This is a genomic window from Streptomyces bikiniensis (genome assembly GCF_000716625.1).
GTDB lineage: Bacteria > Actinomycetota > Actinomycetes > Streptomycetales > Streptomycetaceae > Streptomyces > Streptomyces bikiniensis.
Window position 1 is genome coordinate 62,222 of sequence record NZ_JNXJ01000010.1, and the last position, 25,750, is coordinate 87,971.

Here is a 25,750-nt window from a genome sequence, read left to right on the forward strand (position 1 = left end):
TCGGGACCCTGGTCTGATCCGGCTTCGGCTACTGCCCGTCGGTCCCACCCTCGGGGATCCGGACGCGGGAGCGGATCTCGTCGACGCAGGCCTTGTCGGCGGCCGACACGCTGATCTGTCCCGTGTCGAAGCCCCGGAACTCCGCCGTCAGGGTCCAGCCCCGCTTCGTGAAGATCTTCTGGGCGATCCGGACCGTCCCGTTCTCGTCCTTGCGCTCGGGCGCCTCCCCCGACGGCTGCCAGCCGCGTTCGCGCAGCTCGCCGACCACCGCCTCGTACCGGCCGAAGTCGACCTTCTCGTCCTCCGTCCCGTAACCGTGGTAACCGGCCCCGCACCGGGCCGCGGTCATCTTCGCCCAGTCCGGATCGTCGGCCGGGGCCCCCGCGTCCGCGGCCGCCGCCTCGATGTCCGCCTGGGCCGAGGCCTTCGTGACCGGACCGGTGTCCTCGGCCCGGGGCGTCGCCGAGGGGGCGGCGGACGCCCCGCCCCGCTTCCCCCCGCCGTCCGTCCCGCCGTCGCCCGTGCCGCAGCCCGCGGCGCCGAGCACCACGGCCATGACCACGGCCGCCCGGACCGCCGTCCCCTTGCGCATCCTCTTCCCCACCCCTTGTCCCCCACCCCTGTCGATCGCCACCGGACGGTGATCGTCCGGCGGCGGTCGCAGGAGTTTCGCACAGGGCCGGACGTGACGGCCCGTCCGTTTCCGCGGGCCGGTGCGAGGCCGCTCACACCCACCGTGAGCAGCGCGTACGGGCCGGTACAGTAAGCGGGTCGTCATCATGCCCGTACGGGGGGAAACCGGTGGAAATCCGGTACTGACCCGCAGCCGTTAACCGCCTTGGGGTGGTAAGTCGGAATGCCCCGGACGGGACGTGACCGCCGGCACCGTCGAGGAATACGGAGCCGGAGCCCGGTGCCCGAGGCGTGCCGTGCCCGGCCGCAGGAGAGGGCCCCATGAACACCGTCCGCCGCGCCGCCGCCACCGCGCTCGCCGCCGTCGCCGTACTCGGCACCGGAGCAGCCGGGCCGGCCACCGCCGCCCCCTCCCCGACCCCTTCCGCCGGGAAGCTCCCGGCCGGTCTGTACGGCACGAAGGACCCGACGTACGACGGCGTCTGGCGCCAGTCGCTCTCCTTCCTCGCCCAGCGCGCCACCGGCTACCAGCCCGCCGACCAGGCCGTGGAGTGGCTGCTCGGCCAGCAGTGCGAGGACGGCGCCTTCCCCTCCTACCGCGCGGACGCCGCGAAGCCCTGCGACGCGAAGACGATGCGGGATACCAACGCCACCGCCGCCGCCGTCCAGGCGCTCGCCGCCGTCCGCCGCCAGAGCGCCGCCCCCGGGAAGGCCGACCAGGCCGTCAAGGCCGGGTCCGACTGGCTGAAGTCCGTGCAGAACAAGGACGGCGGCTGGGGCTACGGCGCGGGCGGCGCCAGCGACGCCAACTCGACCTCCGTCGTCGTCGGCGCGCTCGCCGCGACCGGCGTGCGCCCCGGCGAGTTCACCTCCGCCGAGGGCCGCTCCCCCTACGACGCGCTCCTCACCTTCGCCCTGCCCTGCTCGGACGAGGAGGGCCCCGGCGCCTTCGCGTACCAGCCGGACAAGGCCGGGAAGCTGTTCGCCAACGCCGACGCCACCGCCGCCGCGACCCTCGCCGGGCTCGGCAAGAGCATGGTCGCCACCAAGGCCTCCCCCGAGCAGGCCCCCACCTGCACCGACCTGCCGAAGCCGACCCCCGAGCGGGTCGCCCTGAACGGCGCCTCCTACCTGGCGAAGACGCTCGCGACGACCCACCACCTCGTCCAGCCGCCGATGCCGGGCGCCGCCGACACCACCGAGCAGCCCGACTTCGGCAACACCGCCGACGCCGTCGTCGCGCTCTCCGCCGCCGGCGCCTCCAAGGAGGCCATGCCCGCCCTGGAGTGGCTGGAGAAGAACTCCGCCGCCTGGGCGAAGGAGAGCGGCCCGGCCGCCTACGCCCAGCTGATCCTGGCCGCCCGCGCGACGGAGACCGACCCGCGCAAGTTCGGCTCGGTCGACCTGGTCGAACGGCTCAACGCCGCCGGGCCCGCGCCCAAGAGCCCCGACACCTCCGCCTCCGACTCCTCCACCGCCGACGAGGAGGACTCCGGCTTCGACCTCTGGTGGATCATCGGCATCGGCACGGTCGTCGGCGTCGGCATCGGCTTCCTCCTGAGCGGCCGCAAGAAGTGACCGCCACCGCCGTCGGGACCCCCACGGCCAGGACCACCGCCAGGGTCGCGGGCGCCGCGGCCGGGGCGCTGCTGACCCTCGCCGGGGTCGCGGCCGCCCCGGCGCACGCCGCCGGCTACCGCTACTGGTCGTACTGGGAGAGCGACGGCGGCAAGCCCTGGGCGTACGCCACGCAGGGCCCGGCGACCGCCCGGCCCGCCGACGGCGACGCGGTCGGCTTCCGCTTCGCGGTCAGCAAGGAGGCCGACGACACCGCCAGACCCACCGCCGCCCCGGACTTCGCCCGGATCTGCGGGGGCGTGGCGGCGAAGGACGGCACGAAGCGGATCGCGGTCGTCGTCGACTTCGGCGGCCCGGCCGACGCGCCGCCCGGCGAGGCCCCGCCGACCCCGCGCGTCACGACCGGCTGCGCGCAGGTCCGCCCCGACGCGACCGGCGCGGAGGCGCTCGCCGCCGTGGCGAAGCCGCTGCGGTACGACAGCGGGGCCATGCTGTGCGGGATCGCGGGCTATCCGGCGCGGGGCTGCGGCGAGGAGGTGGGCGAGGAGCCGACCGCCGCGGCCTCCCCCGCCGCGGCGAAGAAGCAGGACGACGGTGGGGGCGGCCCGTCCGTCGGCGCGCTCGTCGGCGGGGCGGCCGTCCTGGCGCTCGGCGGGGCGGCGGTCTGGAAGGCCCGCCGCCGCGGATGAGCACCGCTCCCGGTCGTACCGTGTTCCCCGGCCCCCTCCGGAGCGTGCTCACGGCTCCCGTCGCGAGCCGGGCCAACGCCCTGCACGCGGGCGCGTGGTGGCTGTGGGCGCTCGGCCTGGCCGTCGCCGCCTCCCGCACCACCAACCCGCTGCTGCTCGGCCTGGTCGTCGGCGTCGCCGGCTATGTCGTCGCGGCCCGCCGCACGGACGCGCCCTGGGCCCGCTCGTACGGCGCGTTCGTGAAGCTGGGTCTGTTCGTGGTGGCCCTCCGCGTCCTCTTCTCCGTGTTCCTCGGCTCCCCGATCCCGGGCGCGCACCTCCTCTTCACCCTGCCCGAGGTGCCGCTGCCCAGCTGGGCGCAGGGGGTGCGGATCGGGGGCCGGGTGACGGCCGAGCAGGTGCTCTTCGCGGTGTACGACGGCGCGAAGCTGGCGACCCTGCTGATCTGCGTGGGCGCCGCGAACGCGCTCGCCAACCCGGCGCGGCTGCTCAAGTCGCTGCCGGGTGCCCTGTACGAGGCGGGGGTCGCCGTCGTCGTGGCGATGACCTTCGCGCCGAACATGGTCGCCGACGTGGCCCGGCTGCGGACCGCCCGCCGGCTGCGGGGCCGCCCCACGGGCGGGGTCCGGGCGGTCCTCCAGATCGGCCTGCCGGTCCTGGAGGGGGCCCTCGAACGCTCGATCGCGGTGGCGGCGTCCATGGACGCACGGGGGTACGGGCGCACGGCCCGCGTCCCGGCGGCCGTGCGCCGCACCACGAACGTCCTGACCCTCGGCGGGCTCCTCGGCATCTGCGCGGGCTCGTACGGGCTGCTCGCGGCGGAGGGCGCAGGGTACGGGCTCCCGCTGCTCGGCGCCGGGCTGCTCGCCGCCGTGGCCGGGCTCCGGCTCGGCGGGCGCCGGACCGTACGGACCCGGTACCGGCCCGACCGCTGGGGCGCCCGGTCCTGGCTGGTGGCCGGGTCCGGGGTGGCGGTCGCGGTCCTGATGATCCGGGCGAACGCGTACGCCCCGGAGGCGCTGCACCCCGGGGTGGTCCCCCTGGCGGCCCCGGAGCTGCCGCTGCTGCCCGCGCTGTCGGTCCTGCTGGGCCTGGTGCCGGCGTTCGTGGCCCCCGTACCCGAGGAGAACCCGTGATCCGCTTCGAGAACGTCTCGGTGAGGTACGAGGAGGACACCGAGCCGACCCTCAGGAACCTCGACCTCACCGTCCCGGAGGGGGAGCTGGTCCTCCTGGTGGGCCCCTCGGGCGTGGGCAAGTCGACCCTCCTGAACGCGGTCTCGGGCCTGGTCCCCCACTTCACGGGCGGCACGCTGACCGGCCGGGTGACGGTCGACGGCCGGGACACCCGTACGCATCCGCCGCGCGAACTGGCGGACGTGGTGGGCACGGTGGGGCAGGACCCGTCGGCCCACTTCGTCACCGACACGGTCGAGGACGAGCTCGCGTACGGGATGGAGTCCCTGGGGCTCGCGCCCGGCGTCATGCGGCGCCGGGTCGAGGAGACCCTGGACCTCCTCGGCCTCGCCGAACTCCGCGACCGGCCGATCGCGACGCTCTCCGGCGGGCAGCGCCAGCGGGTCGCGATCGGCTCCGTCCTCACGCCGCACCCCAAGGTCCTCGTCCTCGACGAGCCGACCTCCGCGCTCGACCCGTCGGCGGCGGAGGACGTCCTCGCGGTCCTCCAGCGCCTGGTCCACGACCTCGGCACGACGGTCCTCCTCGCCGAGCACCGCCTCGAACGCGTCGTCCAGTACGCGGACCAGGTCCTCCTCCTCCCGGAGGCGGTCATGGGCCCCCCGTCCGCCGTCATGTCCGTCTCCCCGATCCACCCCCCGGTGGTCACCCTGGGCCGCCTGGCGGGCTGGACCCCCCTGCCGCTCACGGTGCGGGACGCGAGGCGGAGGGCGGGGGGGTTGAAGGAGCGCCTGGAGCCGCTGATCGGGGCGGGTGTCCCTGCGGGGCCCCTCCCCCACCCCTCCCCCCACGCCCGAGGGCATGGGGGGAGGGGTGGGGGCTTCTCCCTCTTCTCGCGGCGGCGACGGCGGCCACAGGGCGAGCAGCCACACCCCGCCACCCCCCTCGTCCTCACCGCCTCCCTCCACGTCCGCCGCGCCCGCGTGGAGGCCCTCCGCGCGATCGACCTCCGCGTCGACCCGGGCGAGACCGTCGCCCTCATGGGACGGAACGGCGCCGGGAAGTCGACCCTGCTGTCCGCGCTGGTCGGCATGATCGCCCCCACCTCCGGCACCGTCCGGATCGCGGGCCGCGCCCCCCACGCCACCGATCCCCGCGAGCTGATCCGCCAGGTCGGCCTGGTGCCGCAGGAGCCGAGGGACCTGCTGTACGCGGACACCGTCGCCGCCGAGTGCGCGGCGGCCGACGCGGACGCGGGCGCGGCGGACGGCACCTGCCGGGCCCTGGTGTCCGAGCTGCTGCCGGGCGTCGCGGACGACACGCACCCCCGGGACCTCTCCGAGGGCCAGCGCCTCGCCCTCGCCCTGGCCGTCGTCCTGACCGGCCGCCCCCCGCTGCTCCTCCTGGACGAGCCGACCCGGGGCCTGGACTACGCGGCCAAGGCCCGCCTGGTCGAGCACCTGCGCGCCCTCGCGGCGGACGGGCACGCGATCGTGCTCGCCACGCACGACGTGGAGCTGGCGGCCGAGCTGGCCCACCGGGTGGTGATCCTCGCGGACGGCGAGGTGGTCGCGGACGGCCCGACGGCCGAGGTCGTGGTCTCCTCGCCCGCGTTCTCGCCCCAGGTCGCCAAGGTCCTGGCCCCGCAGCCGTGGCTCACGGTCGAGCAGGTGGAGCGGGCCCTGGAGGAGGCGCGGTGAGCGCCCTCCGCCTCGGCCCCCGCTCCGTCGCCGCCCTCGCCCTCGTCTCCCTGATCGGGATCGCCGCCTTCTGCTGGCCCCTGTTCGCGGACGCCGACTCGGCCGTGACGTCACACGCCGGTGACGCTCCGTGGCTGTTCGCGGCCCTGCTGCCGCTGCTCGTCGCCGTCGTGGTGGCGACGATCGCGGACTCCGGCATGGACGCGAAGGCGGTCGCGATGCTGGGGGTGCTCGCCGCCGTGGGCGCGGCGCTGCGCCCGCTGGGGGCGGGGACGGCCGGCCTGGAGCCGATGTTCTTCCTGATGGTGCTGAGCGGCCGGGTCCTGGGCCCGGGCTTCGGCTTCGTCCTCGGCGCGGTGACGATGTTCGCGTCCGCGCTGCTCACGGGCGGTGTGGGCCCCTGGATGCCGTTCCAGATGCTGTCGATGGGCTGGTTCACGATGGGCGCCGGGCTGCTGCCGGGGCAGCGGACGCTCCGGGGCCGGGGCGAGCTCCTGATGCTCTCCGCGTACGGCTTCGTGGCGGCGTTCGCGTACGGCACGGTCATGAACCTCCAGGGCTGGGTCCTGCTCCAGGGCCTGAGCAGCGGGATCTCCTTCCAGCCGGGCGCCCCGCTGCACGAGAACCTGGTCCGCTTCCTCGCCTACGTCACCGCCACCTCCCTCGGCTGGGACCTCGGCCGGGCCGTGCTCACCGTGGTCCTCACGCTCACGGTCGGCGGCACGCTCCTGAGGGCGCTGCGGCGGGCGACGAGGCGGGCGAACTTCGAGGCCCAGGTCACATTCGAGGGCCCGGAAGGGGCCCCTGCGAGTGAGGCGCCCCACAGGACCCAGGTCACGTACGAGCCGGAATAGTAGGCGTACGAAACCGCCCAAAGACCTCCCTACACCCGCGCAACCTGCGGAAACGCGCCCCCTCCCGCCCCCGGGACGTTCCTCCCGGGTCCGAACCTCCCTCGTACAGGGGGTCGTTGCATCGGCGTTCCGGCCCTGCTTCTCTGGTGGACGTCGCCAGGCAGCCGGTGCTCACCGCAGCGCCTCGGGCAGACCGGTTCCCCCCGTTCCCGGGTCCCCCGGGCTCTGGTTCCGGCTTGCCGAAAACGCCCGGCGCGACCTCTGTCCCCGAAGTTAGGTAGAAACCTTGATTCGCTCGCTCACCACTCGTGTCGCCGCCCGCAAGAAGACCTTCGCCGCCTCCGCAGCCGTGTTGCTGGGTGCGTCGGGTGCGGTGCTCGGCACGACGGGCTCGGCCTCGGCCGCCAGCCCGCAGGATGTCGCGCGACAGATCGTTCCCGCCTCGCAGTACGCCTCCTTCAGCAAGATCGTGGCCCACGAGTCCGGCTGGAACCACAAGGCCACCAACTCCTCCAGCGGCGCCTACGGCCTGGTCCAGGCCCTCCCGGCCTCGAAGATGTCCTCGGCCGGCTCCGACTGGAAGACGAACCCCGCCACCCAGATCAAGTGGGGTCTCAACTACATGAACGAGCGCTACGGCTCCCCGAACGCCGCCTGGGCGTTCTGGCAGGCCAACGGCTGGTACTGAGAAGTCCTGCCACCGCACAGCGCGCACACGCAAGGCCCCGCCCTCCTCACGGAGGGGCGGGGCCTGCGGCGTTCCCGCACCTCGCCCCCGAGGAACCGGATCCTCCTCCCGGACGTCCGAGCTGCCATGTGGGGGACACACGGCATCCTGATCAGAAGATTCCTGACGGCCTTCGTCGCGCTGCTCGGGCTCCAGACCGGTTCGCTCGTCGCACCGGCGCACGCCTGCGGCTGCGGCGCGATGATCCCGGACGCGTCGCGGCGGATCGGTGTCGACCGCGAGGAGTCGGCGGTGCGCTGGGACGGGCGCACCGAGACGATCGTGATGCGCTTCCGCGTGCACGGGGACGCCGAGCGGGCGGCCTGGATCATGCCGGTGCCGAGCCGGGCCGACGTCTCCCTCGGTGATCCGGAGCTGTTCGACCAGATCGACCGGCTCACCGCGCCCGAGCGGCGCGACCGCCCCTACTTCTGGCCGCGCGAGGACGACTGGCCGTTCGACACCGATGACGGGGACGGGGCCGGGGCGATGCCCGGCGCGGGTACCGGCGTCGGCGTCGTGGGCCGCGAGCGGCTCGGCCCCTTCGACGTGGCCCGGCTGACCGCCACCGACCCGGGCGCGCTCGGCGGCTGGCTGCGCACGAACGGCTTCGACCTGCCCGACCGGCTGACCGGCGCGCTCCGGCCGTACGTCGACCGGAAGTGGGAGTACGTCGCGGTCCGCCTCGCGCCCGAGAAGAAGGGCGCCGTCCTGCGGGGCGAGCTGACCCCGCTGCGGATCGCCTTCGCCTCGTCCGAGCCGGTCTACCCGATGCGGCTGTCGCGGCTGGCGAAGACGCCCCAGACCCTCGGCCTGGCCGTCCTCTCCGACCACAGGATGGAGCCCCGCTCGGCCATCGGCGGCGACCGGCCCGAGGTGACCTTCGCGGGGCGGATCGAGCGGCCGGAGGGCGCGGTGGCCGCGCTCGCGGGCGGCGGGCCGGTGCACCTGACCGTCCTGGAGCAGGAGTTCCCGAACCCGGGGCGGATCGACGACGACCACCACCTGCGGCGGGTGGCCGACACCCCGTACCGCGAAGTGATCCACACCGACCGGCTGCTGACCGTCGCCGGACTCCCCGTCTGGCTCCTGACGGTGGGCGGCGGGGCGCTGCTCGCGGTGATCGCGGTGATCCTGACCGTACGGGCGTCGCGGCGCCGCCGGGCCCCCGTCGCGGGTGTACGTTCGACCGCATGACCAACTCTCAATGGACGGACGTCGACCGCTACTTCACCGAACTGCTCGCCCCGGGCGACGAGGCGCTGTCCGCCGCGCTCACCGCCTCGACGGCGGCCGGCCTGCCGGAGATCGCCGTCGCCCCCAACCAGGGGAAGCTGCTCCATCTCCTCGCCCGGGTGCAGGGAGCGCGGAACATCCTGGAGATCGGCACCCTCGGCGGCTACAGCACGATCTGGCTGGCCCGCGCGCTGCCGGCCGACGGGCGTCTGATCACCCTGGAGTACGACCCGGCCCACGCCGACGTCGCCCGCGCGAACATCGCCCGCGCCGGGCTGGACGAGCTCGTGGAGGTCCGCACGGGCGCGGCCCTGGACAGCCTGCCGAAGCTGGAGGCGGAGGGCGCGGGCCCGTTCGACCTGTTCTTCATCGACGCGGACAAGGTCAACAACCCGCGCTACGTGGAGTGGGCCCTGAAGCTCTCCCGGCCGGGCACGGTGATCGTGGTCGACAACGTGGTGCGGGGCGGCAGGGTCGCCACCGAGCACCCGGACGACCCGGCGATCACCGGCACTCGCGAGATGATCGAACTGGTCGCCCGCGAACCGCGTCTGGACGCGACCGCGTTCCAGACGGTCGGCTCGAAGGGCTACGACGGCCTGCTGGTCGCGCGCGTGGTCGACTGAGGGGTGTTGCGGAGGGTCCGGCTCGCGCCAGGCGTGCGCGTCGGCCTCGTCGCCCGGCGCCGGCCGGGCCGCCGCGACGACCGGGCGGGGGTCGGCGTCGATGACGACCTGCGCGTTCGCCGAGAACCGGTGGGTGCGGGACGGGGCGCCGGCCCTGCGGTCGCGGACCGGGACCGGGGTGCCGTCCGCGCTCCGCGGCCGGCCGCCGCCGGGACCGTCCCCGCCCGCTCCTTCACCACCTTCACCACCTTCGCGGACCGGCCCCACCGGCCGGTGCGGCCCGTGCTTCGGGAGCCGCTCCACCGGGCCGCGCCTCCGTGCGATCCGGGTCAGGAGGTGGTCAGCGCCGCGAGTTCCGCGTTGGCGCGCTCGGTGACCAGGGCGAGGACGCGGCCGGTGGCGGCCAGGTCCTCGGCGGGTATGCCGCCCCAGATGCGGGCGGTGACGGGGGCGGTCTCCGCGCCGACGGCGGCGAGCAGTGCGCGCCCCGCGGCCGTGGGGCGCAGGTGTGCGCCGTCCGCGACGAGCAGCCGCTCGGCCAGCAGGCCGTCGAGGGCGGCGCGGATGTCGGCCGGATCGGCCTTGAGGGAGCCCCGGACCAGGGCGACGAGTCCGTCCGGCGTCTGCGGGGTCTCGGCGGTGACGGCGGCGCGCAGGGCGACCTGCTGCTGGAACGTGGCGCCGTGCCGGGCCAGGACGTGCTCCAGGACGCCGCGGGCGGCGTAGTGCGCCAGGGCGAGGGTGCGGGGGTCGGCGGTGGTGGTCATGGCGTTTCCCTCCGGGTGTTCTGGTCGTCCGGCGGCGGACTCGACGCCGGGGGCGGAGCGAGGGGTACGTCGAGCAGGGCCGTCAGCTCCTCGGTGAACGCGCGGGTCCCGGGGCCGTCGAGGCCGCCGAGGGGTTCCATGAGCTGCCGGAGCAGCTCCTGGACCACCGCGACGGCCTGCCGGGTGACGGTCCGGCCCCGTTCGGTGAGGGCGAGCTGCACGGCGCGCGGGTCGCGGGGGTCGCGGGTGCGCTCGACCAGGCCGGCCGACTCCAGGGCGCGCGCCAGCTTCGAGACGTACAGCGCCTCCATGCCGGTGTGGTCGGCGAGCCTGCGCTGGCTGGGCCGCTCGCCGTCGCGCTGCATGCCGTACAGCGACGCGACCAGGGAGTACTGCGCGTGGGTGAGGCCCAGCGGGGCCACCGCGCGATCGACCGCGACGCGCCATTTGTTGGCGAGCCGCCACACCAGGAAGCCGGGCGTGGGGCCGGGCGCGTCCTTGTCCATGACAATAGATTACATGGCTACTATGTACATGGCTACTGTTTCTCGGCGGACGGCGCGCTCGACCGCCACCCCGCGAAGAGCGGCAGCTCCCCCTCGGAGTCGAGGACGACCACGCCGAAGGGCCGGTCGAAGGCGATCCGCTCCACGGCCTCCGGCCGGGGCGCGGCCGCGCTGCGGGCCATCCTGACCTGGGTGGCGGCCGCCGCCTCGACGCCCTCCTCGGCGACCTCGACCACCGCCTCCTGCACCACCTTGTCGATGAACAGGCCGGCCGGGGAGAGGCCGGAGAAGTCGGCTCCGGGACGCAGGGCCAGGTCGAGGCCGAACGCGGCCAGGTGTGCGTTCACCTCCGTCTCCGTACGGAGGGTGAAGCGCGGCAGGAGGAGGTCGGCGGCGTCGGCGGCGAGCCGCTTCCGGGCCCCGGGGCCGGCCCAGGCGGCGGGCAGCACGTCCCCCGGCCCGGCCCCTTCCGCACCGAGCACGCACCGCACCAGTGCGGCCCTCTCTCCCGCACAGGGCAGCTCCACGACGGTGGCTCCGCCCGCGGACCAGACCGAAGCGGCGGGGACCCTCCGCCGCATGGTCGGCACGGGCCGGGTGCGTCCGCCCCCGTCGGTGAAGGGCTCGTCACGGGTGAGGTGCCGGGGAAAGGCCACGGCCCAGGAGGCCTTCAGGGCCAGGGCGTTGAGCAGCACGAGCTCCTCGGAGCCGTCGAGCACGAGCGGCAGCCCGTCGATCCGCCCGCCGGTGGCCTCCCGCGCCCACGCGTCGAGCACGCCCTGGGCGCCCTCGCCCAACTCCCCGAACCGCACGTCCGGCAGCCCCCTCCGGAACTCCTCGCGGACCGGCACCCGGGCCCACACGCCGGTGGCCGCCCCGACCCCGCCCGTCTCCCCGAGCCGCCGCCCGACCCCGGTCACGGCCCCGGCCGCCGCCTCCCCGCCGACCCCGAGCAGGCCGCGCAGCTCCTCACCGGTCCGCCCTCGCGCCCCGGCCGCGACGGCCCCGAGCGCCAGCCACAACCCGACCGGCGAAACGACGAAGTCCCCGTCACCGTCCCCGAGCCGGGCCAGCCAGCGCGCAGCCAGGGTCCGTACCATGTCCGCCGGGAGGGCGGGAGGAGTGCGGGTCATATGCTTCCCCTCATGAGCATCGTGAAGATCAACGTCCTAACCGTGCCGGCCGAGCAGCGCGAGGTGCTGGAGCAGCGGTTCGCCTCGCGGGCCGGGGCCGTGGAGGGGTCCGACGGGTTCGAGTGGTTCGAACTGCTGCGGCCCCTGGAGGGGACCGACCAGTACCTGGTGTACACCCGCTGGCGCAGCGAGGAGGACTTCCAGAACTGGATGAACGGTTCCATGCGGGCCGCCCACCAGGGTGGCGGCGAGGGCGGGGGCGAGCGGCCGAAGCCCGCCGCGTCCGGGTCGACCCTGTGGTCGTTCGAGGTCGTCCAGCAGGCGGCGCCGAAGGGCTGAGCCCGGGAAATCCGGCTGCGCCGCCGGTCGCGCGCGTCCCACAATGGCGCGCGTGACCTGGACCTTCTCTCCCGAGCGCGTCGACACGCCGGACGCCACCGCCCTGCGCCGTGACTACTACGACGAGGTCGCCAGCCGGTACTGGAAGCGGCCCGCGACGGCGGCCGAGATCGACGCGGGGCTGGCGGACGACGGGGCCGGGCTGCTCGCCCCGCCGACCGGTGACTTCCGGGTCGCCCGGTTCGGGGGCGAGCCGGCCGGGTGCGGCGGGGTGCTCCTCCTGGACGACGGCGGCGACGGCGGCGGGGTCCGCGCCGAGCTGACCCGGGTCTACCTGCGGCCCGCGTTCCGGGGCCGGGGCGGCGCCGGGGCCCTCCTGGCGGAACTGGAGGACGCCGCCCGCGCGCTCGGCGCCCGCCGGATGGTCCTCAACACGCGCCTGGACCTGATCGAGGCGCGGAACCTGTACGCGCGCCACGGGTACGCGGAGATACCGGCGTACTGCACCGGCCCGTACGTGGAGGTCTGGTACGGCAAGGAGCTGTGAGCGGTCCCGGGGGCGCGGACGCACTCCGCCGGACGACGGGAGCGCGCCTGCCGGCGGGGATCGGACCACCCGCTCACGCGTGGTGGTCGCGGGGCGGTTCCGTGCCGCGGGGGCGTTCCGCGTCGGAGCCGCTCAGTTCGGCCGTCAGTTCCTCCACGAGTTTCACCAGGTCGGTGGGCCGTTCGGGGCCCCACCAGTCGCCGAGGAGTTCGGCGAGCGAGTCCTCCCGCGCCTTGGCGAGCAGGGTGGAGACCCGTACGCCCTCCTCGGTGAGGATCAGCTGAAGGCCCTCGCGGGTGACCAGGCGCCGCTCCTCCACCTGACGGGACGCCTCCGTGATCGCCCGCAGCGGCACAGGGGTGGTCTCGGCCAGCCGGGCGGGCTCCACGGTGCCGTGCCGGCGGATGCGCAGCAGCAGCCAGCTCGCGGCGGGCAGCAGGTCGAGCCCGGCGCGCTCGGTGATCTTCACGTAGACCGCCTTGCGCCCCTCGCGGGAGCCGAGGACGGACAGCGCGCGGGCGCACTCGTCGTACGAGGAGCGCTCGACCGGGTTGGAGGCGAGGGTCTGCGTGGTGTCGGGCGCGGTGACCGAGGTGCGGAGCCGGTCCTCCTTGAGGAACCAGGCGATGACGAAGGCGACGAGGACGACGGGTGACGCGTACAGGAAGACGTCGGTGATGGACGTGGAGTACGCGTGGAGCACGGAGGGGCGCAGCTCGGGCGGGAGCTGGGCGACGGCGCGCGGGTCGGCGGCGACCTGTCCGGGCCCGACGCCGGGCGGGAGGCCGGGACCCGCCGCGGCGAAGACGTCCTCCAGCTCGGAGGTGAGCCGGTTGGTGAAGATCGTGCCGAAGACGGCGACGCCGAAGGACGCGCCGATGGAGCGGAAGAAGGTGGCCCCGGAGGTGGCGACGCCCAGGTCCTCGTAGGAGACGGCGTTCTGCACGACGAGGACGAGGACCTGCATGACCAGGCCGAGTCCGGCGCCGAAGACGAAGAAGTACGCGCTCATCTCCCAGGTGGAGCTGGTCTCCGTCAGGCGGTGGAGGAGGAGCAGGCCGATCGCGGTGAGGGCGGTGCCGGCGACGGGGAAGACCTTCCAGCGGCCGGTGCGGCTGACGACCTGGCCGGAGGCGGTGGAGGTGAGCAGCAGGCCGAGGACCATGGGCAGCATGTGGACGCCGGACATGGTCGGGGTGACGCCCTGCACCACCTGGAGGAAGGTCGGCAGGTAGGTCATCGCGCCGAACATCGCGAAGCCGACGACGAAGCTGATGACCGAGACGAGGGTGAAGGTCCGGCTCCGGAACAGCTTGAGCGGCAGCACGGGCTCGGCCGCCCGCCCCTCGACGTACACGAACCAGACGAGGAGGACGGCTCCGAGGACGGCGAGGCCGATGATCTGCGGCGATCCCCAGGCCCAGGTGGTGCCGCCGAGGGAGGCGACGAGGACCAGGCAGGTGGCGACCGAGGCGATGAGGAAGGTGCCGAGGTAGTCGATGGTGTGCTTCGTGGAGCGGACCGGGATGTGGAGGACGGCGGCGATCACGAAGAGGGCGACGATCCCGATCGGCAGGTTGATGTAGAAGACCCAGCGCCAGGTGAGGTGCTCGGTGAAGAGGCCGCCGAGGAGGGGGCCGAGGACGCTGGTGGCGCCGAAGACGGCGCCGAAGAGGCCCTGGTACTTGCCGCGCTCCCGGGGCGGGACGAGGTCGCCGACGATCGCCATGGACAGGACCATGAGCCCGCCGCCGCCGAGGCCCTGGAGGGCGCGGAAGCCGATGAGCTGCGGCATGTTCTGGGCGATGCCGCAGAGGGCGGAGCCGATGAGGAAGATGACGATGGCGGCCTGGAAGAGTTTCTTGCGCCCGTACTGGTCGCCGAGCTTGCCCCAGAGGGGGGTGGCGGCGGTGGACGCCAGCATGTAGGCGGTGACCACCCAGGAGAGGTGTTCCATGCCGCCGAGCTCGCTGACGATGGTCGGCAGGGCGGTGGAGACGATGGTCTGGTCGAGTGCGGCGAGCAGCATGCCGAGCAGCAGCGCGCCGATCGCGACGAGGACGGTGCTGTGGCGCTGCCCGTCCCCGGATGCGGGGGCGCCGCCGGACGGGGACGGGCGTAGGTCCTGGGCCATGGGCGTCTCCTCGGCGGGTCGGGGGCCTGACGGGCGGCTCTTCTCCTCGGACGGTTCCTCCATCCTGGTCCGAATGTCCGGTTATGGCCTGTGGAGGGGCACGACTGTTCCCCCACTGGAAGGGGGTGGGCTGCATAATCGCTCGCAGTTGCCTCGGGGAGGGGACCCATCATGACCGGACACGTCTGTCCTGAATGCGGTGTACACAGACCTGGCTGCGCCTGCGCCCGGGCGGAACTGGCGGCGGCCGAGGACTTCGATCCGCTGCGGATCCGCCCGTACGTGACGCTGGACGCGCCGGAGGGGGCGGGGGGTTACGGGGCGGACGCCTCCGGGAGGGGGACCTTCGCCGCGGGAGAGGGTGCGTACGGGGCGGGTGCGGATGCGTACGGGGGAGGAGCGGGTGCGTACGGGGCGGGGGGCGCCGACGCGGGTCCGCCGACCGCCCGACTGGCGGCGGGCCGTCCGGAGGAGTACCCCGGGGAGCACCCGGGAGGCCACCCGTACGAGGCCGGCGCCGGGGGCGACCCCTTCGAGACGATGCCGCTGCTGCTGCGCGGGGCCGGCGAGGTGCCGCCCCCGTCCGGCGGGGGCCGGCCCCGGGGCCGCAGGCGCGGCGCCGCGATCGCGGCGGTGGCCGCCGTCGCGGTGGCGGGGACGGCGGCCCTGGCGGCGACCGCCCTGGGCGGCGCGGACCGGACGGACGACCGGGCGGCCGTGCCCGAGGTGACGACGAGCGCGTCCCTGAACCTGGCCGTGTCGGAGGAGCCGTCCCCCTCCTCGGAGAGCCCGGAGCCGGCGTCGTCGTCCCCGACGCCGCGCCGGACGTCCGCGTCGCCCTCCGCTTCCCCGTCCGCCACGGCCACTCCCTCCGCCTCGGCCTCCGGCGCGACGGCGAGCCCCGGCGCGTCGACCGGCGCGGCCGCCCCTCCCTCCGTCACGGCCTCGGCGTCGCCGACGACCGCGCCGTCGGCGACGGGCGCGACGCCCTCGCGGACCCCGGAGGAGACGGAGGAGCCCGAGCGGGAGGTCGCCACCCTCAGCTACGGCGACCGGGGGCCCGAGGTGGAGGACCTCCAGTGGCGGCTGCGGGCCGCCTGGGTCTACTTCGGCCCCGTCGACGGCCGCTACGGCAACAAGGTCCGGGAGGCCGTGCGCGAGTTCCAGCGCTGGCGGTCGATCCAGGGCGATCCGCTGGGCGTGTACGGGCCGAGCACGCGCGAGGTGTTGGAGCGGGAGCAGCCGGGGGTTTGAGCGGCGGGGAGGACGGGAGCGGGGCTGGGACCGGGATCGAGACCGGGGCCGGGGCGGAATCGGGGCGGGATCGGGGCCGGGGCGGGGATCGAGACCGAGGCCGGGGCGGAACCGGGACCGGGGCCGGGATCGAGACCGAGGCCGGGGCAGGACCGGGGCCGGGGCTGGGATCGGGGCCGGGGCTGGGAGCGGGGCCGGGGCTGGGAGCGAGGCGGCAAGGGAGCTGAGGGTCTGAGGTGGCAGGTCTCCGGTCGCCCGGTCGCGAGTCCTTCCGGTCTCCCCCAGCCCCCGGTTCCCAGCCCTCCCAGTCACCCAGTCACCCAGTCCCAGGATGCGGACACGGTTACGGGCCGGTTGGCCAAGACCGCCCCCGGTTTTGTATCGTTGAAAAACAAAGTGGCCCCGCCCGCACTCCCTGACCGGTGGGCGGGTCCGCCTTGTTCTCCGCGCTCTCCCCGCACCCCTCCGGAGAGCGCCACCCCCTCTGGAGATCCGATGCACGCCACCACCCCGGCAACGCTCACCGCCCGCGCCCTCCTGCTCGACATGGACGGCACCCTCGTCAACTCGGACGCCGTCGTCGAGCGCTGCTGGCGCCGCTGGGCCGAGCGGCAGGGACTGGACGGGGACGCCGTGCTCCAGGTGGTCCACGGCCGCCAGGGGTACGCGACGATGGCCGTGCTCCTCCCGGACCGCCCGATGGAGCAGAACCACGCCGACAACCGCGTCATGCTCGCGGAGGAGACCGCCGACCTCGACGGGGTCGTGCCCGTCCCCGGCGCCCCCGCCTTCATGGCCGCGATCACGGACCTGCCGCACGCCCTGGTGACCTCGGCGGACGAGGCCCTCGCCCAGGCGCGCATGGGAGCGGCGGCGCTGCGCGTGCCGGAGGCCCGCGTCACGGCCGAGTGCGTCGGGGCCAGCAAGCCGGACCCGGAGGGCTTCCTGAAGGGCGCGGCGGCGCTGGGCTTCGCGCCGGAGGACTGCGTGGTCTTCGAGGACTCCGAGGCGGGCATCCAGGCGGGCCGCGCGGCCGGCATGCGCGTCGTGGGCGTGGGCCCGCGCGCGGCGGCCTTCGCACCCGACGCGTACGTGCCCGACCTGACCCACCTGCGGGTCGAGGCGGCGTCGGACGGCACCATCACGCTGACGACCGTGCCGTAACCTCTCCTCCCCCTTCGCCTTCACCACCGCTCGCGCGCGGCCGGACGCCCGGCCGCGCGCGAGCGTTTTGCGGTTCGCGGGCCCCTGCTCCCTGCCGACCGAAACCCGCACGCACGCACCCGCGACGGCACCCGCACCCGCACCCGCACCCGCACCCGCACCCGCACCCGCACCCGCGACGACACTCGCACCCGAAGCCCTCCGCAAGCACAGGCACCAGGGGTCGGAGACCTCGGGCCCGAGCAGGTGGCCCGGCGAACCAGTGGACCCGCAGGCCAAAGAGGCCGCCGGCCGTCAACAGCCAACAACCACCAGCCACCAGCCGCAGAAGCCACCGGCGCAGCGCCCCCGCGCGCGCCGCACCCCGCACCACCGGGCGCTCCGCCCTTCCAACCCTCGACCACCGAGCGGAATCTGACGCTCCGCCAGAACACGCACACCCCTTGATGTGACGTGCCCATGTCGTCACGCTGTTACCTGGCGCACCCCGCAAGGAAACCCGGCGCCGCCACGATGACCGGGCCACCACCCGGCACCCCACGGGGACGGCACCCGCCGAGTTCCCCCCACGTCAAGGGAGTCCACATGCCCGTCCGCAATGTCTACGCGCGTCGACTCGCCGTGCTCGCCACCTCCGCCGCCCTCACCGTCACCGGCCTCCTCGCCACCGCGCCCGCCGCCCAGGCCGCCATGCCCACCCCGGTCAGCGCCGCGACCGCGCGCGGCTACCTGGCCGCCCTCACGGTGAAGGCGGAAGGTTCCACCTCGGGGTACAGCCGGGACCTCTTCCCGCACTGGACCACCCAGTCCGGCGCCTGCAACACCCGCGAGACCGTCCTCAAGCGGGACGGCAGGAACGTCGTCACGGACTCCGCCTGTGCCGCCACCAGCGGCAGCTGGTACTCCGAGTACGACGGCGCCACCTGGAGCGCCGCCTCCGACGTCGACATCGACCACATGGTCCCGCTCGCCGAGGCCTGGCGCTCCGGCGCCGGCTCCTGGACCACCGCCCAGCGCCAGTCCTTCGCCAACGACCTGACCCGGCCGCAGCTCATAGCCGTCACGGACAACGTCAACCAGGCCAAGGGCGACCTCGACCCGGCGAAGTGGCTGCCCTCGCGAACGGCCTACCGCTGCACGTACGTCAGGGCCTGGGTGCACGTGAAGTACCACTGGAAGCTCAGCGTCGACTCCGCCGAGAAGAGCGCCCTCCAGTCCGTCCTCAACGGCTGCTGAGCACGCCACCCCTGAGGAAACGTCACAGCAGGATTGCCGGGAAGTGAACACGACCGCACACTTCCCGGTGGTCCGATGTTGAACTTGCAAGTACTAGTGAGGCAACCCTAACCTACGGACTCATCGGTTCCGTCCCCCACCTCGTTCGTCGACGGATGAGGCCAGACCGAAGGAGTCCCCCATGAGCAACACCAGCGATCCCGGCAACCCAGGCACGTCCGACGAGACGCCCGCCACGACCGCCGGCGCGGGCACGACCGCCGGCGCGGGCACGCACGCCGGCACCGGCGCCGAGGAGGCGGCCGGTCTCACGGCCCGCCTGGACCGGGCCCGGCCGTACGCGCTCGGTCTCTTCCGCATAGTCACCGGCCTCTTCTTCGCCTGCCACGGCGCCGCCTCTCTCTTCGGCGTCCTCGGCGGGGCCAAGGGCGGCGGCACGGTCGAGGTGGGCACCTGGCCCGGCTGGTACGCGGCGGTGATCCAGCTCGTCGCGGGCGGCCTGGTCCTGCTGGGCCTCGGCACCCGCAGCGCCGCCTTCCTCGCCTCGGGCTCGATGGCGTACGCGTACTTCAAGGTCCACCAGCCCGAGGGCCTCTTCCCGCTGCAGAACGGCGGCGAGCTCTCGGCCCTGTTCTGCTGGGCCTTCCTGCTGCTCGTCTTCACCGGCCCGGGCGCGCTGGCCCTGGACCGGCTCTTCGGAGCCGGGGCCCGCGGCGGCGCGGACGCGGCGGCGCGCGAGAAGAAGACCGGGACGCGCGAGGAGCAGGTCACGCCGGTCACGGCCTGATCCCGGCTCCGGGCCACGGCCAGAGCCAGGCCACGGCCCGGGCCCCGTTCCCCTCTCCCGGTTCCCGACCCGACCCACCCGATCCGCCCCGGGTCGCGGACCCGCAGAACGCACCCACAGGCCCTGGAGGCTTACCAGCCTCGGCGCCTACACGAAGGGGCCGGTATCCACAGGATGGATTCCGGCCCTTTCCCTCGCGCGGCGCACGTCCGACGCCGGCCTTGGACCGGACCATTCCCCTCAGGTTCCCGCACGTACGAACACACCCGTTGTCCACCCGTCGCCCGACGGCACCGGACCTCCGCCCGAAGCACGGGCACCCACCCGGCGGCGGGCCCCCGATCCCGCGTAGGCTCTGCCCCTGTGAATCTGCTCGACAGCCTGGGCTCGCTGCGGTCGCTCACCGCCGGTCCGTGGATCTACCCGGTGGTGGCGACGTCGATCCTGCTCGACGTCTTCCTGCCCGTGCTGCCGAGCGGCTTCCTGGTGATCACCGCGGCCACGGCGGCGACCGCCGCGACGGCCACCGCGGCCTCCCCCGACGTCCCGTCGCTCCTCCCCCTGCTGCTCTGCGCGGCCACGGCCTCGGTGCTCGGCGACTTCCTCGCGTACCGCCTGGCGCGCCGGGGCGGGGCCAGGCTGGACCGGGCGATAGCGCGCTCACGGCGCCTCTCCCTGGCGCAGGAACGTCTCGGCACCGCTCTCGCCCGGGGCGGCGGACTGCTCGTCGTCCTCGCGCGGTTCGCGCCGGCGGGCCGCTCCGTGGTCTCCCTCGGCGCGGGCGCGGCAAAGCGCCGGAGCAAGGAGTTCCTGCCGTGGTCGGCCCTCGCGGGCGTGACCTGGGCGTCGTACAGCGTGGGGCTCGGCTGGCTGGGCGGTCAGTGGCTGGGCGCGACCTGGTTCAGCGCGGGGGTGTCGACCCTCGCGCTCTTCCTCGCGGGCGGGCTCGCCGCTTGTCTCATACGGCGTCCGGCCGTGGCTCCGGCGCCCGCTTCCTGACCGCCCCGCCCGTCCCGACCGTCCTGGCCCCGCGCACCTCCAGACCGTCGAGGAGTCTCGCGGTGGCCCCGGCGATCTCGTCCACGGCCCGCTCGAAGACCTCGCGGTTGTGGGCGGCGGGGGCGCGGAAGCCCGAGATCTTGCGGACGTACTGGAGGGCGGCGGCGCGGATGTCGTCCTCGGTCGCCTCCTCGGGCAGCACGGGCGGGCGGAGCGTCTTGATGCTGCGGCACATGCCTCCAGTGTGGCGCGCCCCACTGACAACGGCACCGCGCCACCGGCCCGCGCCCGTACGCCCGCGCCCGTACGCCCGCCCCGCACACCCGAGTCCGTACGCCCGGGCCCGTAGACCCGACCCGTGCGCCCGGGCCCGAAGGCCCGTCCCATACACCGAGTCCGTACGTCCGCGGCCCATACGCCTGCCTGCGCCTACACCCCGACGCCGCCGAGGCCGCGTCTGCTGCGTGCGTTGATCTCGGCCGTGCGGGCCCGCAGCTCGTGCAGGGGCGTGGCGAGCTGGACGTCGACGGGCTCGGCCTCCCACTCGGTGCCGCCGTGGACGGCGCGGATGCGGAAGCGCCCGGAGACGCTGTCCACATAGAACCCGACCCGCCCGGTGGCGGTGTCACGGACGAGGTCACCGACCTCGGGCAGTGGCTGCACGCGTCCCCTCCGTCCCGGAACCTGAAGCATGGGGACACTCAGGGAAGCGCGGCGGCCCGGCCCTGTCAACGTATCTCTAGAGATGTCCCCCGATGGATGGATCGACCGGTCGGGACGGCGCGCACGTGTGCTTCCGCGTCGAGGGGTGCGCCGTAGGGTGTCCCGCAGATGAAGGGAGTGGTCCACCCGTGACTGACCAGGACAGCGCTCGACGGCCCAAGTACCAGCGGATCGCTGACGAGTTGAGGGACGCGATCCGGTCGGGCGACTTCGCGCCGGGCGACCGGCTCCCCGGCGAGAACGACCTCATGGCGACCTACGAGGTGGCGCGGATGACGGCCCGGCAGGCCCTCTCCGTGCTGCGGACCGAGGGGCTCGCCGAGGCGCGCAAGGGCGCCGGGGTGTTCGTCCGCGTCTTCCGTCCGCTGCGCCGCCGGGGCATCCCGCGCCTGGCGGGCGACCACTGGGGCGGCGGCCGGTCGGTCTGGTCGGCGGACGTGGAGGACCGGGAGCTGGTGGTCGACCGGATCGAGGTGGGCGAGGCGGAGGCCGGCGCCCGGGTCGCGGAGGCCCTCGACCTGCCGCCGGGTGCGCCCGTCTGCGTCCGGAGCCGCCGGTTCGTCCTGGACGACAAACCGGTGCTGCTCTCCGTCTCGTACCTCCCGGCCGGCCTGGCGCGCGGGACGCGGATCGCCGAACGGGACACGGGGCCAGGCGGCACGTACGCCCGCCTGGCGGAGCTGGGCCGGCGGCCGGTGCGGTTCCGGGAGGAGATCCGCTGCCGGATGCCGACGGCGGAGGAGTCGGAGGGGCTGGCCCTGGAGCTCGGGACGCCGGTGGTCCTCATCGACCGCACGGCCTTCACGGAGGCAGGGGTGGCGGTGGAGCTGAACGAGATGACGCTGGACTCGTCGTCGTACGTCCTGGAGTACGACTTCGAGGCGTGAGGTCGCGTACGCGACGGGGCTGCGCGCGACGGGTCCGACGGACGGCCCGCGTCACAGGCCCCGGGGCGCCTCGATCCACGCGTCCGGCGCGGCTCCCGGGGCGAACCGCAGCCCGGGGGCGGCGCGGGCGACCTCCCCGGGGCGCCCGGCGGCGGGGGCGACGGCCTCGGCCGGTTCCGTACCCGGCCCCACGCGGGTGAGGACGAGGCTGCGGACCAGGACCTCGGCGGCGCTCCGCCCGGCCTGGGCGACCTGGGCGACCTGCGCGACCTGCGCGACCTGCGCGACCGAAGGGTGCCCGGGGCCGTCCCGTAGGTCCAGCAGAGCGACAGGCCTCGGTCACGGGCGAGTTCGACGGGGAAGCCGGAGCAGGCGCTGTCCGGGCGGGGGCAGGGGGTGGCGGGCCCGAGGACGGTGACCCGGAGCGCGTCGCCGACCGTGCGTCGACCCTGGAGCGGGCGCGCGTCCTTCCCGAACGGTGCGAGCGCCGACGCCTGCTCGTACGACTCGACGCGGGTGGATGACAACTGGTGCCGGGACGGCGCCGCGCCTGAGGAGGCGGGCCCCGGTGGCCTCCGGGGCCCGCCGGCACGGGACGGCCGCCTACCCGCCGTTCCCGCCGCCCCCGGCCCGAGCACTCTCCTCGGCGCTCCCGCCGTCCCCGTTCCCGGCGCTCCCTCCGTTCCCCTCGTCCCGGGCGCCCTCCCCGCTCCGGGCGCTCTCCACCTTCACGCTCTCGGCCTTCACGCTCTCGGTCCTGACGCTCTCCACGAGCACGCTCTCGGTGCGGGCGGCGGGAACCCCGGCCTGCACGTCGGAGTTGACCTGCCCGCCGAGCGTCATGACGTTCAGGGTGGCCGCGTTCTCGTTGGCGATGGCCTTCTCGACCCGGGCGACCAGCACGGCGAACGCCTCCCGCTTCGCAAGGCCGCGGTAGGGGCCCACCTTGGTCTCGAAGTAGACGCGCTCGTGGCCGAGGAGCTGCTCGGTCGAGCGGTAGTTCTTCCACTGCTCGCGGTACCGGTAGACGCTCTCCAGCGACACCGCGGCGACGACGACCACGCTCAGGACCGTGGCCGTGATCCGCGCGAAGCCCAGGTCCAGGTTGACGAACACCGGCACGAGCGCCCCGCCGACGACGGACACGGTCCGCATCCGCAGGTGCATCGCCTTCATGTGGGTCGCCTTGGCGTCGTACCACCCCTGGTACTGCTCGACGCGCGTCTCGATGTACCGCTGCGGCGTCATCTCACCGCTCTGCGCGCCCCGTTCGGGCACGTCCCCCACCTCAGCCATGCGGGGAGTAGACCCGCGCCCCGAGGTCTCCGTCAACTCCGTTCCCGTTCCCCCCGGTTTCCACCGCGAGGTGCGTCCGTCCGCTCCCGACAGGCCTGCCGTCCGGGTGTCGTCGCGGCGACAGCGGGCGACAAGAGAAGGAAACCGATCAAGCTCCGACCTCGAACGACTCCCCCTCAACCGCAGAAGTCCCCGGATCGGTCACGGTCCGAGGTCTTCGCCCACGGATCCGGCCGCTCGTCCCGCGCTCCCTAGGATGGACAGCCCGCAAGAAAGGAACCGACCACGGATGCGTCCCCAGCGATTCAGCGACTTCGTCGTCGACATCGTGAAGAACAGCCCGACCGCCGACGGCGTACGGACCCTCGCCGAGAGCGGCGACACCCAGCACCCCTTCGGCGTGGTCATCACGGTGGGTACGACCGAGAGCCGGTGGCAGTTCACCGGTCAGCTGCCGGAGGGCGCCAAGCACGAGGGCTTCCCGGACGAACCGTCCACCGGCACCCCGGTCCCGGCCGGAGAGCCGCCCCGGAAGACCGACTCCCCCGAGGCCTGGCTCGCCGCCGCCCTCGCCCAGGCCGCCTCCCCGGAGATCGCGTCCGTCGAACGCTGGTCCACCCAGCCCGAGGCGGTCTCCCAGACCGGCCTGACCGTCACCTTCCACAACGGCGCCCGCATCTTCGCCAGGACCTTCTGACCCGCTCCGGCGGCGCCCGCCCGCTCCCCCGTGGCGCGGCGGCCCGGGTGATCGTTCCGTTACGCGCGGAGGGGCAACCCCCGGCCCGACCGGGAGGTCATCCGGTCGTGATCAGTCGCCTCGCGCGTACCGCCGCGCTCCCCCTCGCCCTCCTCCTGCTCACCGCCTGCAACGGCGGGGACGGGAAGGACGCGTCCCCGGGGGCCCGGCCCACGCGGCACCCGGTCTTCGACCAGGCCCTCGACCGCCAGGTCTTCCTGGCCCTGCGCGAGACGCAGAGGGCGGGCAGCGCGAGCTTCACGCAGACGCTGTCCTTCGGGTCCGCGAAGGGCACGGCCGTGCAGACGCTGAGCGGGGAGCTGGACTTCGCGAAGGGGGCGGGCGAAGCGGCCGTGAAATGGCAGGTGCCGGAGAAGCACTCCGCCGAGGTGCGGAAGGCGCTCCTCGGCAGCACCCCCGGCAGGGCGTCGGGCACGGCCTCCGCGGGCTTCGTCGTGGACCGGCAGCGGATCCACTACCGCGCCGCCTCCTCGGGCTACCGGCTCCGGTACGACAGCGCCGACATCCTCGCCGCGGGGGACGGCAGCGATCCGATCGGCCACCTGCGGGGCTCCGAGAGCCCGATCGGCGGCCTCCTCCTGGAGGGCATGGGCAGCGCGGACGCGGAGGCGCGGCAGAACGGGCCGGCGGGGAGCCGTACGTACCGGGCGGAGATGCCCTTCTCGACGGGGTGGACGATGTTCCCCGCCGACCTCCGCAAGGAGCTGGCGGCCGAGATGGGCACCAGCGCCCTCCGGACGGGCTTCCCCCTGACGGTGTCCGTGGACCGGCGGGGCCGGATCACCCACGGCCGGGCGGACATGTCGCGGCTCCTGCGGAAGAGCGGCGTCCTCGCCGACGTGACCTCGTTGACGATGGACCTCACGCTCAGCGGGTTCGGCTCGTCGAAGCCGGCCGCGGCCCCCACGGGGAACGTCCGCAGGGTCGCCGAGGCCGTGATGCCCATGCGCGACGTGAGGAGCGGCGGCTGCGTCGACTTCGACAGCGGCCGGCGTGCGGCGCACGTGGTCGTGGACGTGCCCTGCTCCGGACCGTACGACGCCCGTGTCTTCGCCCAGATCCCGCTGCGCCCGGGCGCGACGAAGGCGGAGACCCAGGAACGGGCCGACATCGCCTGCATGATCGCCCGCGACATGGTGGCCCCGGCACGGATGCCGAAGTCACCGGAGATCTGGGCCTGGTGGACACCGGCCGGCATGTCGGGCCCGGGCGGCAAGGACCTGGTGACCTGCTACGTGACCACGAAGCGAGGCGATTCCTGACCGCACCGGGGCCTCCGCGTCGGTGGACACGAAGCCCCCCCCGAACCCCCGCCCCCCCCGCCCCCCGCCCTCCAGGACGCCCTCAGAGCCCACCCCGCTCGCCCACGAGCCCGCCGCCGGCCCGCCGTGGCGGAGCACGACGTGCGCGGGCCGGAACGGAAGCGCACGCAGACCCGCCTCCGTCACCCGGTACGGAGCGCCCCGCCGGACAGGCCCTGGTCGTCGAACGCGAAGCCCGATGCCTCCGCGCGGGCGATGATGTCGCGGACCGCCTCAGGGCTGGTGATGACGGCCCCGAGGGCCGTCTTGAGTCGTGCGAGGCCGCTCGGGCTTCCGGCCGCGCAGAACATGCCGGCCTCACTGTCGAAGTCGAGATCCCCGGCCAGGTCCGGCCATGCGAACCGCACGAGGCCTTCCCAGAAGTACCCGTTCGGCTCGTGCCCGGCCGCGACTACGGCGTCATCGGCGGCCGAGCCGCCGGCGTTCAGGGTCAGCGAGTGCTCGCCGTCGAAATCGCGCAGGTCGATCGTCACGGCGCGATCCTCGCACCGCCCCCACCCACCGCGTCCGTCGCTTTCCCGGTCGGGGAACGGACAAGGCCCAGGCCCCCGGTTCGATACCGGTGACCTGGGCCTTTCCTCATCTGCCTACTGGTGGGCGCGGACGGTTTCGAACCGCCGACATCTGCTTTCTAAGCTCGTGTGGGACGCCTTCACCAAGGGCGGATCGCTGGTCACCACCGCCATGACGGTTCGCGTGCGACCACCGTCGTCCGCCGCC

Annotated in this window: 28 protein-coding genes, 1 pseudogene and 1 riboswitch; of the genes and pseudogenes, 18 read left to right on the top strand and 11 right to left on the bottom strand. The window is 74.5% G+C overall.

The genetic code is table 11. The features are described 5' to 3' along the window. Positions 1-28: 28 nt before the first annotated feature. Entirely contained in the window at positions 29-592 is a 564-nt protein-coding gene (locus tag OO47_RS10225) for a hypothetical protein (protein WP_051715513.1), read from the bottom strand. Positions 593-737: 145 nt separating this feature from the next. Further along, positions 738-881: riboswitch (cobalamin riboswitch) on the top strand. 73 nt (positions 882-954) lie between these two features. Between OO47_RS10225 and OO47_RS10230 the strand changes: the two genes are divergently transcribed. The 8 genes from OO47_RS10230 to OO47_RS10265 all read left to right on the top strand — a co-directional run bounded on the left by OO47_RS10230 (position 955) and on the right by OO47_RS10265 (position 9,179). Continuing rightward, entirely contained in the window at positions 955-2,211 is a 1,257-nt protein-coding gene (locus OO47_RS10230) for a prenyltransferase/squalene oxidase repeat-containing protein (protein WP_030208403.1), read from the top strand. Then, positions 2,208-2,900 carry an SCO2322 family protein gene (locus OO47_RS10235; RefSeq protein WP_030208404.1) on the top strand — a complete coding sequence of 231 codons (693 nt, stop codon included), beginning with the start codon at positions 2,208-2,210 and terminating at the stop codon, positions 2,898-2,900. The genes OO47_RS10230 and OO47_RS10235 overlap by 4 nt, the downstream gene beginning before the upstream one ends. Further along, a complete protein-coding gene (locus OO47_RS10240; protein WP_030208407.1) occupies positions 2,897-4,036 on the top strand; it encodes a cobalt ABC transporter permease in 1,140 nt (379 codons plus the stop codon). Before OO47_RS10235 ends, OO47_RS10240 begins: the two co-directional genes overlap by 4 nt. Continuing rightward, entirely contained in the window at positions 4,033-5,736 is a 1,704-nt protein-coding gene (locus OO47_RS10245; protein WP_030208409.1) for an ABC transporter ATP-binding protein, read from the top strand. The genes OO47_RS10240 and OO47_RS10245 overlap by 4 nt, the downstream gene beginning before the upstream one ends. Continuing rightward, positions 5,688-6,590, top strand: a complete 903-nt coding sequence (locus tag OO47_RS10250; protein ID WP_078489564.1) for an ECF transporter S component — start codon at positions 5,688-5,690, stop codon at positions 6,588-6,590. Before OO47_RS10245 ends, OO47_RS10250 begins: the two co-directional genes overlap by 49 nt. Before the next feature lie 286 nt (positions 6,591-6,876). Next, positions 6,877-7,278 (top strand): aggregation-promoting factor C-terminal-like domain-containing protein, encoded by a 402-nt coding sequence (locus tag OO47_RS10255; RefSeq protein WP_030208416.1) that lies wholly within the window; start codon positions 6,877-6,879, stop codon positions 7,276-7,278. Positions 7,279-7,404: 126 nt separating this feature from the next. After that, the gene (locus tag OO47_RS10260; RefSeq protein ID WP_030208419.1) at positions 7,405-8,514 is read left to right on the top strand and encodes a DUF2330 domain-containing protein; all 1,110 of its coding nucleotides are present in this window, start codon (positions 7,405-7,407) and stop codon (positions 8,512-8,514) included. Continuing rightward, positions 8,511-9,179 (top strand): O-methyltransferase, encoded by a 669-nt coding sequence (locus OO47_RS10265; protein WP_030208422.1) that lies wholly within the window; start codon positions 8,511-8,513, stop codon positions 9,177-9,179. The genes OO47_RS10260 and OO47_RS10265 overlap by 4 nt, the downstream gene beginning before the upstream one ends. Positions 9,180-9,188: 9 nt before the next feature. Here OO47_RS10265 and OO47_RS38730 read toward each other — a convergent pair. The 4 genes and pseudogenes from OO47_RS38730 to OO47_RS10280 form a co-directional block, all read right to left on the bottom strand. Beyond that, positions 9,189-9,365 (bottom strand): annotated as a pseudogene (locus tag OO47_RS38730) (IS5/IS1182 family transposase); the annotation flags it as partial. 143 nt (positions 9,366-9,508) lie between these two features. After that, positions 9,509-9,946 carry a hypothetical protein gene (locus OO47_RS10270; protein ID WP_030208424.1) on the bottom strand — a complete coding sequence of 146 codons (438 nt, stop codon included), beginning with the start codon at positions 9,944-9,946 and terminating at the stop codon, positions 9,509-9,511. Then, positions 9,943-10,452 (bottom strand): MarR family winged helix-turn-helix transcriptional regulator, encoded by a 510-nt coding sequence (locus OO47_RS10275; protein ID WP_030208425.1) that lies wholly within the window; start codon positions 10,450-10,452, stop codon positions 9,943-9,945. The genes OO47_RS10270 and OO47_RS10275 overlap by 4 nt, the downstream gene beginning before the upstream one ends. Positions 10,453-10,484: 32 nt before the next feature. After that, entirely contained in the window at positions 10,485-11,585 is a 1,101-nt protein-coding gene (locus OO47_RS10280; protein WP_030208426.1) for a serpin family protein, read from the bottom strand. 12 nt (positions 11,586-11,597) lie between these two features. Between OO47_RS10280 and OO47_RS10285 the strand changes: the two genes are divergently transcribed. Further along, positions 11,598-11,924 (top strand): antibiotic biosynthesis monooxygenase family protein, encoded by a 327-nt coding sequence (locus OO47_RS10285; RefSeq protein WP_030208427.1) that lies wholly within the window; start codon positions 11,598-11,600, stop codon positions 11,922-11,924. A 43-nt stretch (positions 11,925-11,967) separates the two neighbouring features. Beyond that, entirely contained in the window at positions 11,968-12,471 is a 504-nt protein-coding gene (locus tag OO47_RS10290; RefSeq protein ID WP_030208431.1) for a GNAT family N-acetyltransferase, read from the top strand. A gap of 73 nt (positions 12,472-12,544) precedes the next feature. Here OO47_RS10290 and OO47_RS10295 read toward each other — a convergent pair whose 3' ends face one another. Further along, the gene (locus OO47_RS10295) at positions 12,545-14,605 is read right to left on the bottom strand and encodes an MDR family MFS transporter (protein WP_030208432.1); all 2,061 of its coding nucleotides are present in this window, start codon (positions 14,603-14,605) and stop codon (positions 12,545-12,547) included. Positions 14,606-14,776: 171 nt separating this feature from the next. Here OO47_RS10295 and OO47_RS10300 point away from each other — a divergent pair, with 171 nt between their 5' ends. The 5 genes from OO47_RS10300 (at position 14,777) to OO47_RS10320 (ending at position 20,045) form a co-directional block, all read left to right on the top strand. Beyond that, positions 14,777-15,859, top strand: coding sequence for a peptidoglycan-binding domain-containing protein (locus tag OO47_RS10300; RefSeq protein WP_030208438.1), 1,083 nt, complete (start codon positions 14,777-14,779; stop codon positions 15,857-15,859). Positions 15,860-16,354: 495 nt separating this feature from the next. Next, a complete protein-coding gene (locus tag OO47_RS10305) occupies positions 16,355-17,023 on the top strand; it encodes an HAD-IA family hydrolase (protein WP_030208443.1) in 669 nt (222 codons plus the stop codon). A gap of 585 nt (positions 17,024-17,608) precedes the next feature. Beyond that, complete coding sequence (locus OO47_RS10310; protein WP_030208445.1) at positions 17,609-18,259, top strand: HNH endonuclease family protein; 651 nt, start codon at positions 17,609-17,611, stop codon at positions 18,257-18,259. Between the two features lie 319 nt (positions 18,260-18,578). Next, positions 18,579-19,046: a DoxX family protein gene (locus OO47_RS10315; protein WP_051715562.1), complete on the top strand. Its 468-nt coding sequence runs from the start codon at positions 18,579-18,581 to the stop codon at positions 19,044-19,046. A gap of 363 nt (positions 19,047-19,409) precedes the next feature. Then, positions 19,410-20,045 (top strand): DedA family protein, encoded by a 636-nt coding sequence (locus tag OO47_RS10320; RefSeq protein ID WP_407696291.1) that lies wholly within the window; start codon positions 19,410-19,412, stop codon positions 20,043-20,045. Here the strand turns inward: OO47_RS10320 and OO47_RS10325 are convergent. Both OO47_RS10325 and OO47_RS10330 read right to left on the bottom strand, forming a co-directional pair. Next, positions 20,005-20,280 carry a DUF2277 domain-containing protein gene (locus OO47_RS10325; RefSeq protein ID WP_030208455.1) on the bottom strand — a complete coding sequence of 92 codons (276 nt, stop codon included), beginning with the start codon at positions 20,278-20,280 and terminating at the stop codon, positions 20,005-20,007. The two genes, OO47_RS10320 and OO47_RS10325, sit on opposite strands and share 41 nt — an antisense overlap. Before the next feature lie 194 nt (positions 20,281-20,474). Further along, positions 20,475-20,708 (bottom strand): hypothetical protein, encoded by a 234-nt coding sequence (locus OO47_RS10330; RefSeq protein ID WP_030208456.1) that lies wholly within the window; start codon positions 20,706-20,708, stop codon positions 20,475-20,477. 188 nt (positions 20,709-20,896) lie between these two features. Between OO47_RS10330 and OO47_RS10335 the strand changes: the two genes are divergently transcribed. Continuing rightward, a complete protein-coding gene (locus tag OO47_RS10335; RefSeq protein ID WP_030208459.1) occupies positions 20,897-21,655 on the top strand; it encodes a GntR family transcriptional regulator in 759 nt (252 codons plus the stop codon). Between the two features lie 51 nt (positions 21,656-21,706). On the opposite strand, the gene OO47_RS36820 is transcribed toward OO47_RS10335, so the two are convergent. Beyond that, the gene (locus OO47_RS36820) at positions 21,707-21,847 is read right to left on the bottom strand and encodes a hypothetical protein (RefSeq protein ID WP_158708647.1); all 141 of its coding nucleotides are present in this window, start codon (positions 21,845-21,847) and stop codon (positions 21,707-21,709) included. A gap of 411 nt (positions 21,848-22,258) precedes the next feature. Beyond that, on the bottom strand, positions 22,259-22,951 hold the full coding sequence (locus OO47_RS37705) for a DUF4231 domain-containing protein (RefSeq protein ID WP_234323120.1): 693 nt from the start codon (positions 22,949-22,951) through the stop codon (positions 22,259-22,261). A gap of 289 nt (positions 22,952-23,240) precedes the next feature. Here OO47_RS37705 and OO47_RS10345 point away from each other — a divergent pair, with 289 nt between their 5' ends. Continuing rightward, on the top strand, positions 23,241-23,648 hold the full coding sequence (locus OO47_RS10345; protein WP_030208465.1) for a hypothetical protein: 408 nt from the start codon (positions 23,241-23,243) through the stop codon (positions 23,646-23,648). Between the two features lie 107 nt (positions 23,649-23,755). After that, positions 23,756-24,970, top strand: a complete 1,215-nt coding sequence (locus OO47_RS10350; protein WP_033208686.1) for a hypothetical protein — start codon at positions 23,756-23,758, stop codon at positions 24,968-24,970. A 182-nt stretch (positions 24,971-25,152) separates the two neighbouring features. On the opposite strand, the gene OO47_RS10355 is transcribed toward OO47_RS10350, so the two are convergent. Next, on the bottom strand, positions 25,153-25,503 hold the full coding sequence (locus OO47_RS10355) for an Imm51 family immunity protein (RefSeq protein ID WP_051715713.1): 351 nt from the start codon (positions 25,501-25,503) through the stop codon (positions 25,153-25,155). Positions 25,504-25,750: the final 247 nt, after the last annotated feature.

What these genes read in the sequence shown, in the direction of transcription:
- OO47_RS10230 (WP_030208403.1), top strand. Translation starts at nt 955, where the DNA reads ATGAACACCGTCCGCCGCGCCGCCGCCACCGCGCTCGCCGCCGTCGCC.
- OO47_RS10280 (WP_030208426.1), bottom strand. Translation starts at nt 11,585, where the DNA reads ATGACCCGCACTCCTCCCGCCCTCCCGGCGGACATGGTACGGACCCTG.
- OO47_RS10290 (WP_030208431.1), top strand. Translation starts at nt 11,968, where the DNA reads ATGGCGCGCGTGACCTGGACCTTCTCTCCCGAGCGCGTCGACACGCCG.
- OO47_RS10265 (WP_030208422.1), top strand. Translation starts at nt 8,511, where the DNA reads ATGACCAACTCTCAATGGACGGACGTCGACCGCTACTTCACCGAACTG.
- OO47_RS10225 (WP_051715513.1), bottom strand. Translation starts at nt 592, where the DNA reads ATGCGCAAGGGGACGGCGGTCCGGGCGGCCGTGGTCATGGCCGTGGTG.
- OO47_RS10295 (WP_030208432.1), bottom strand. Translation starts at nt 14,605, where the DNA reads ATGGCCCAGGACCTACGCCCGTCCCCGTCCGGCGGCGCCCCCGCATCC.
- OO47_RS37705 (WP_234323120.1), bottom strand. Translation starts at nt 22,951, where the DNA reads ATGGCTGAGGTGGGGGACGTGCCCGAACGGGGCGCGCAGAGCGGTGAG.
- OO47_RS10260 (WP_030208419.1), top strand. Translation starts at nt 7,405, where the DNA reads ATGTGGGGGACACACGGCATCCTGATCAGAAGATTCCTGACGGCCTTC.
- OO47_RS10285 (WP_030208427.1), top strand. Translation starts at nt 11,598, where the DNA reads ATGAGCATCGTGAAGATCAACGTCCTAACCGTGCCGGCCGAGCAGCGC.
- OO47_RS10325 (WP_030208455.1), bottom strand. Translation starts at nt 20,280, where the DNA reads ATGTGCCGCAGCATCAAGACGCTCCGCCCGCCCGTGCTGCCCGAGGAG.
- OO47_RS10270 (WP_030208424.1), bottom strand. Translation starts at nt 9,946, where the DNA reads ATGACCACCACCGCCGACCCCCGCACCCTCGCCCTGGCGCACTACGCC.
- OO47_RS10345 (WP_030208465.1), top strand. Translation starts at nt 23,241, where the DNA reads ATGCGTCCCCAGCGATTCAGCGACTTCGTCGTCGACATCGTGAAGAAC.
- OO47_RS10300 (WP_030208438.1), top strand. Translation starts at nt 14,777, where the DNA reads ATGACCGGACACGTCTGTCCTGAATGCGGTGTACACAGACCTGGCTGC.
- OO47_RS10240 (WP_030208407.1), top strand. Translation starts at nt 2,897, where the DNA reads ATGAGCACCGCTCCCGGTCGTACCGTGTTCCCCGGCCCCCTCCGGAGC.
- OO47_RS10275 (WP_030208425.1), bottom strand. Translation starts at nt 10,452, where the DNA reads ATGGACAAGGACGCGCCCGGCCCCACGCCCGGCTTCCTGGTGTGGCGG.
- OO47_RS10310 (WP_030208445.1), top strand. Translation starts at nt 17,609, where the DNA reads ATGCCCGTCCGCAATGTCTACGCGCGTCGACTCGCCGTGCTCGCCACC.
- OO47_RS10305 (WP_030208443.1), top strand. Translation starts at nt 16,355, where the DNA reads ATGCACGCCACCACCCCGGCAACGCTCACCGCCCGCGCCCTCCTGCTC.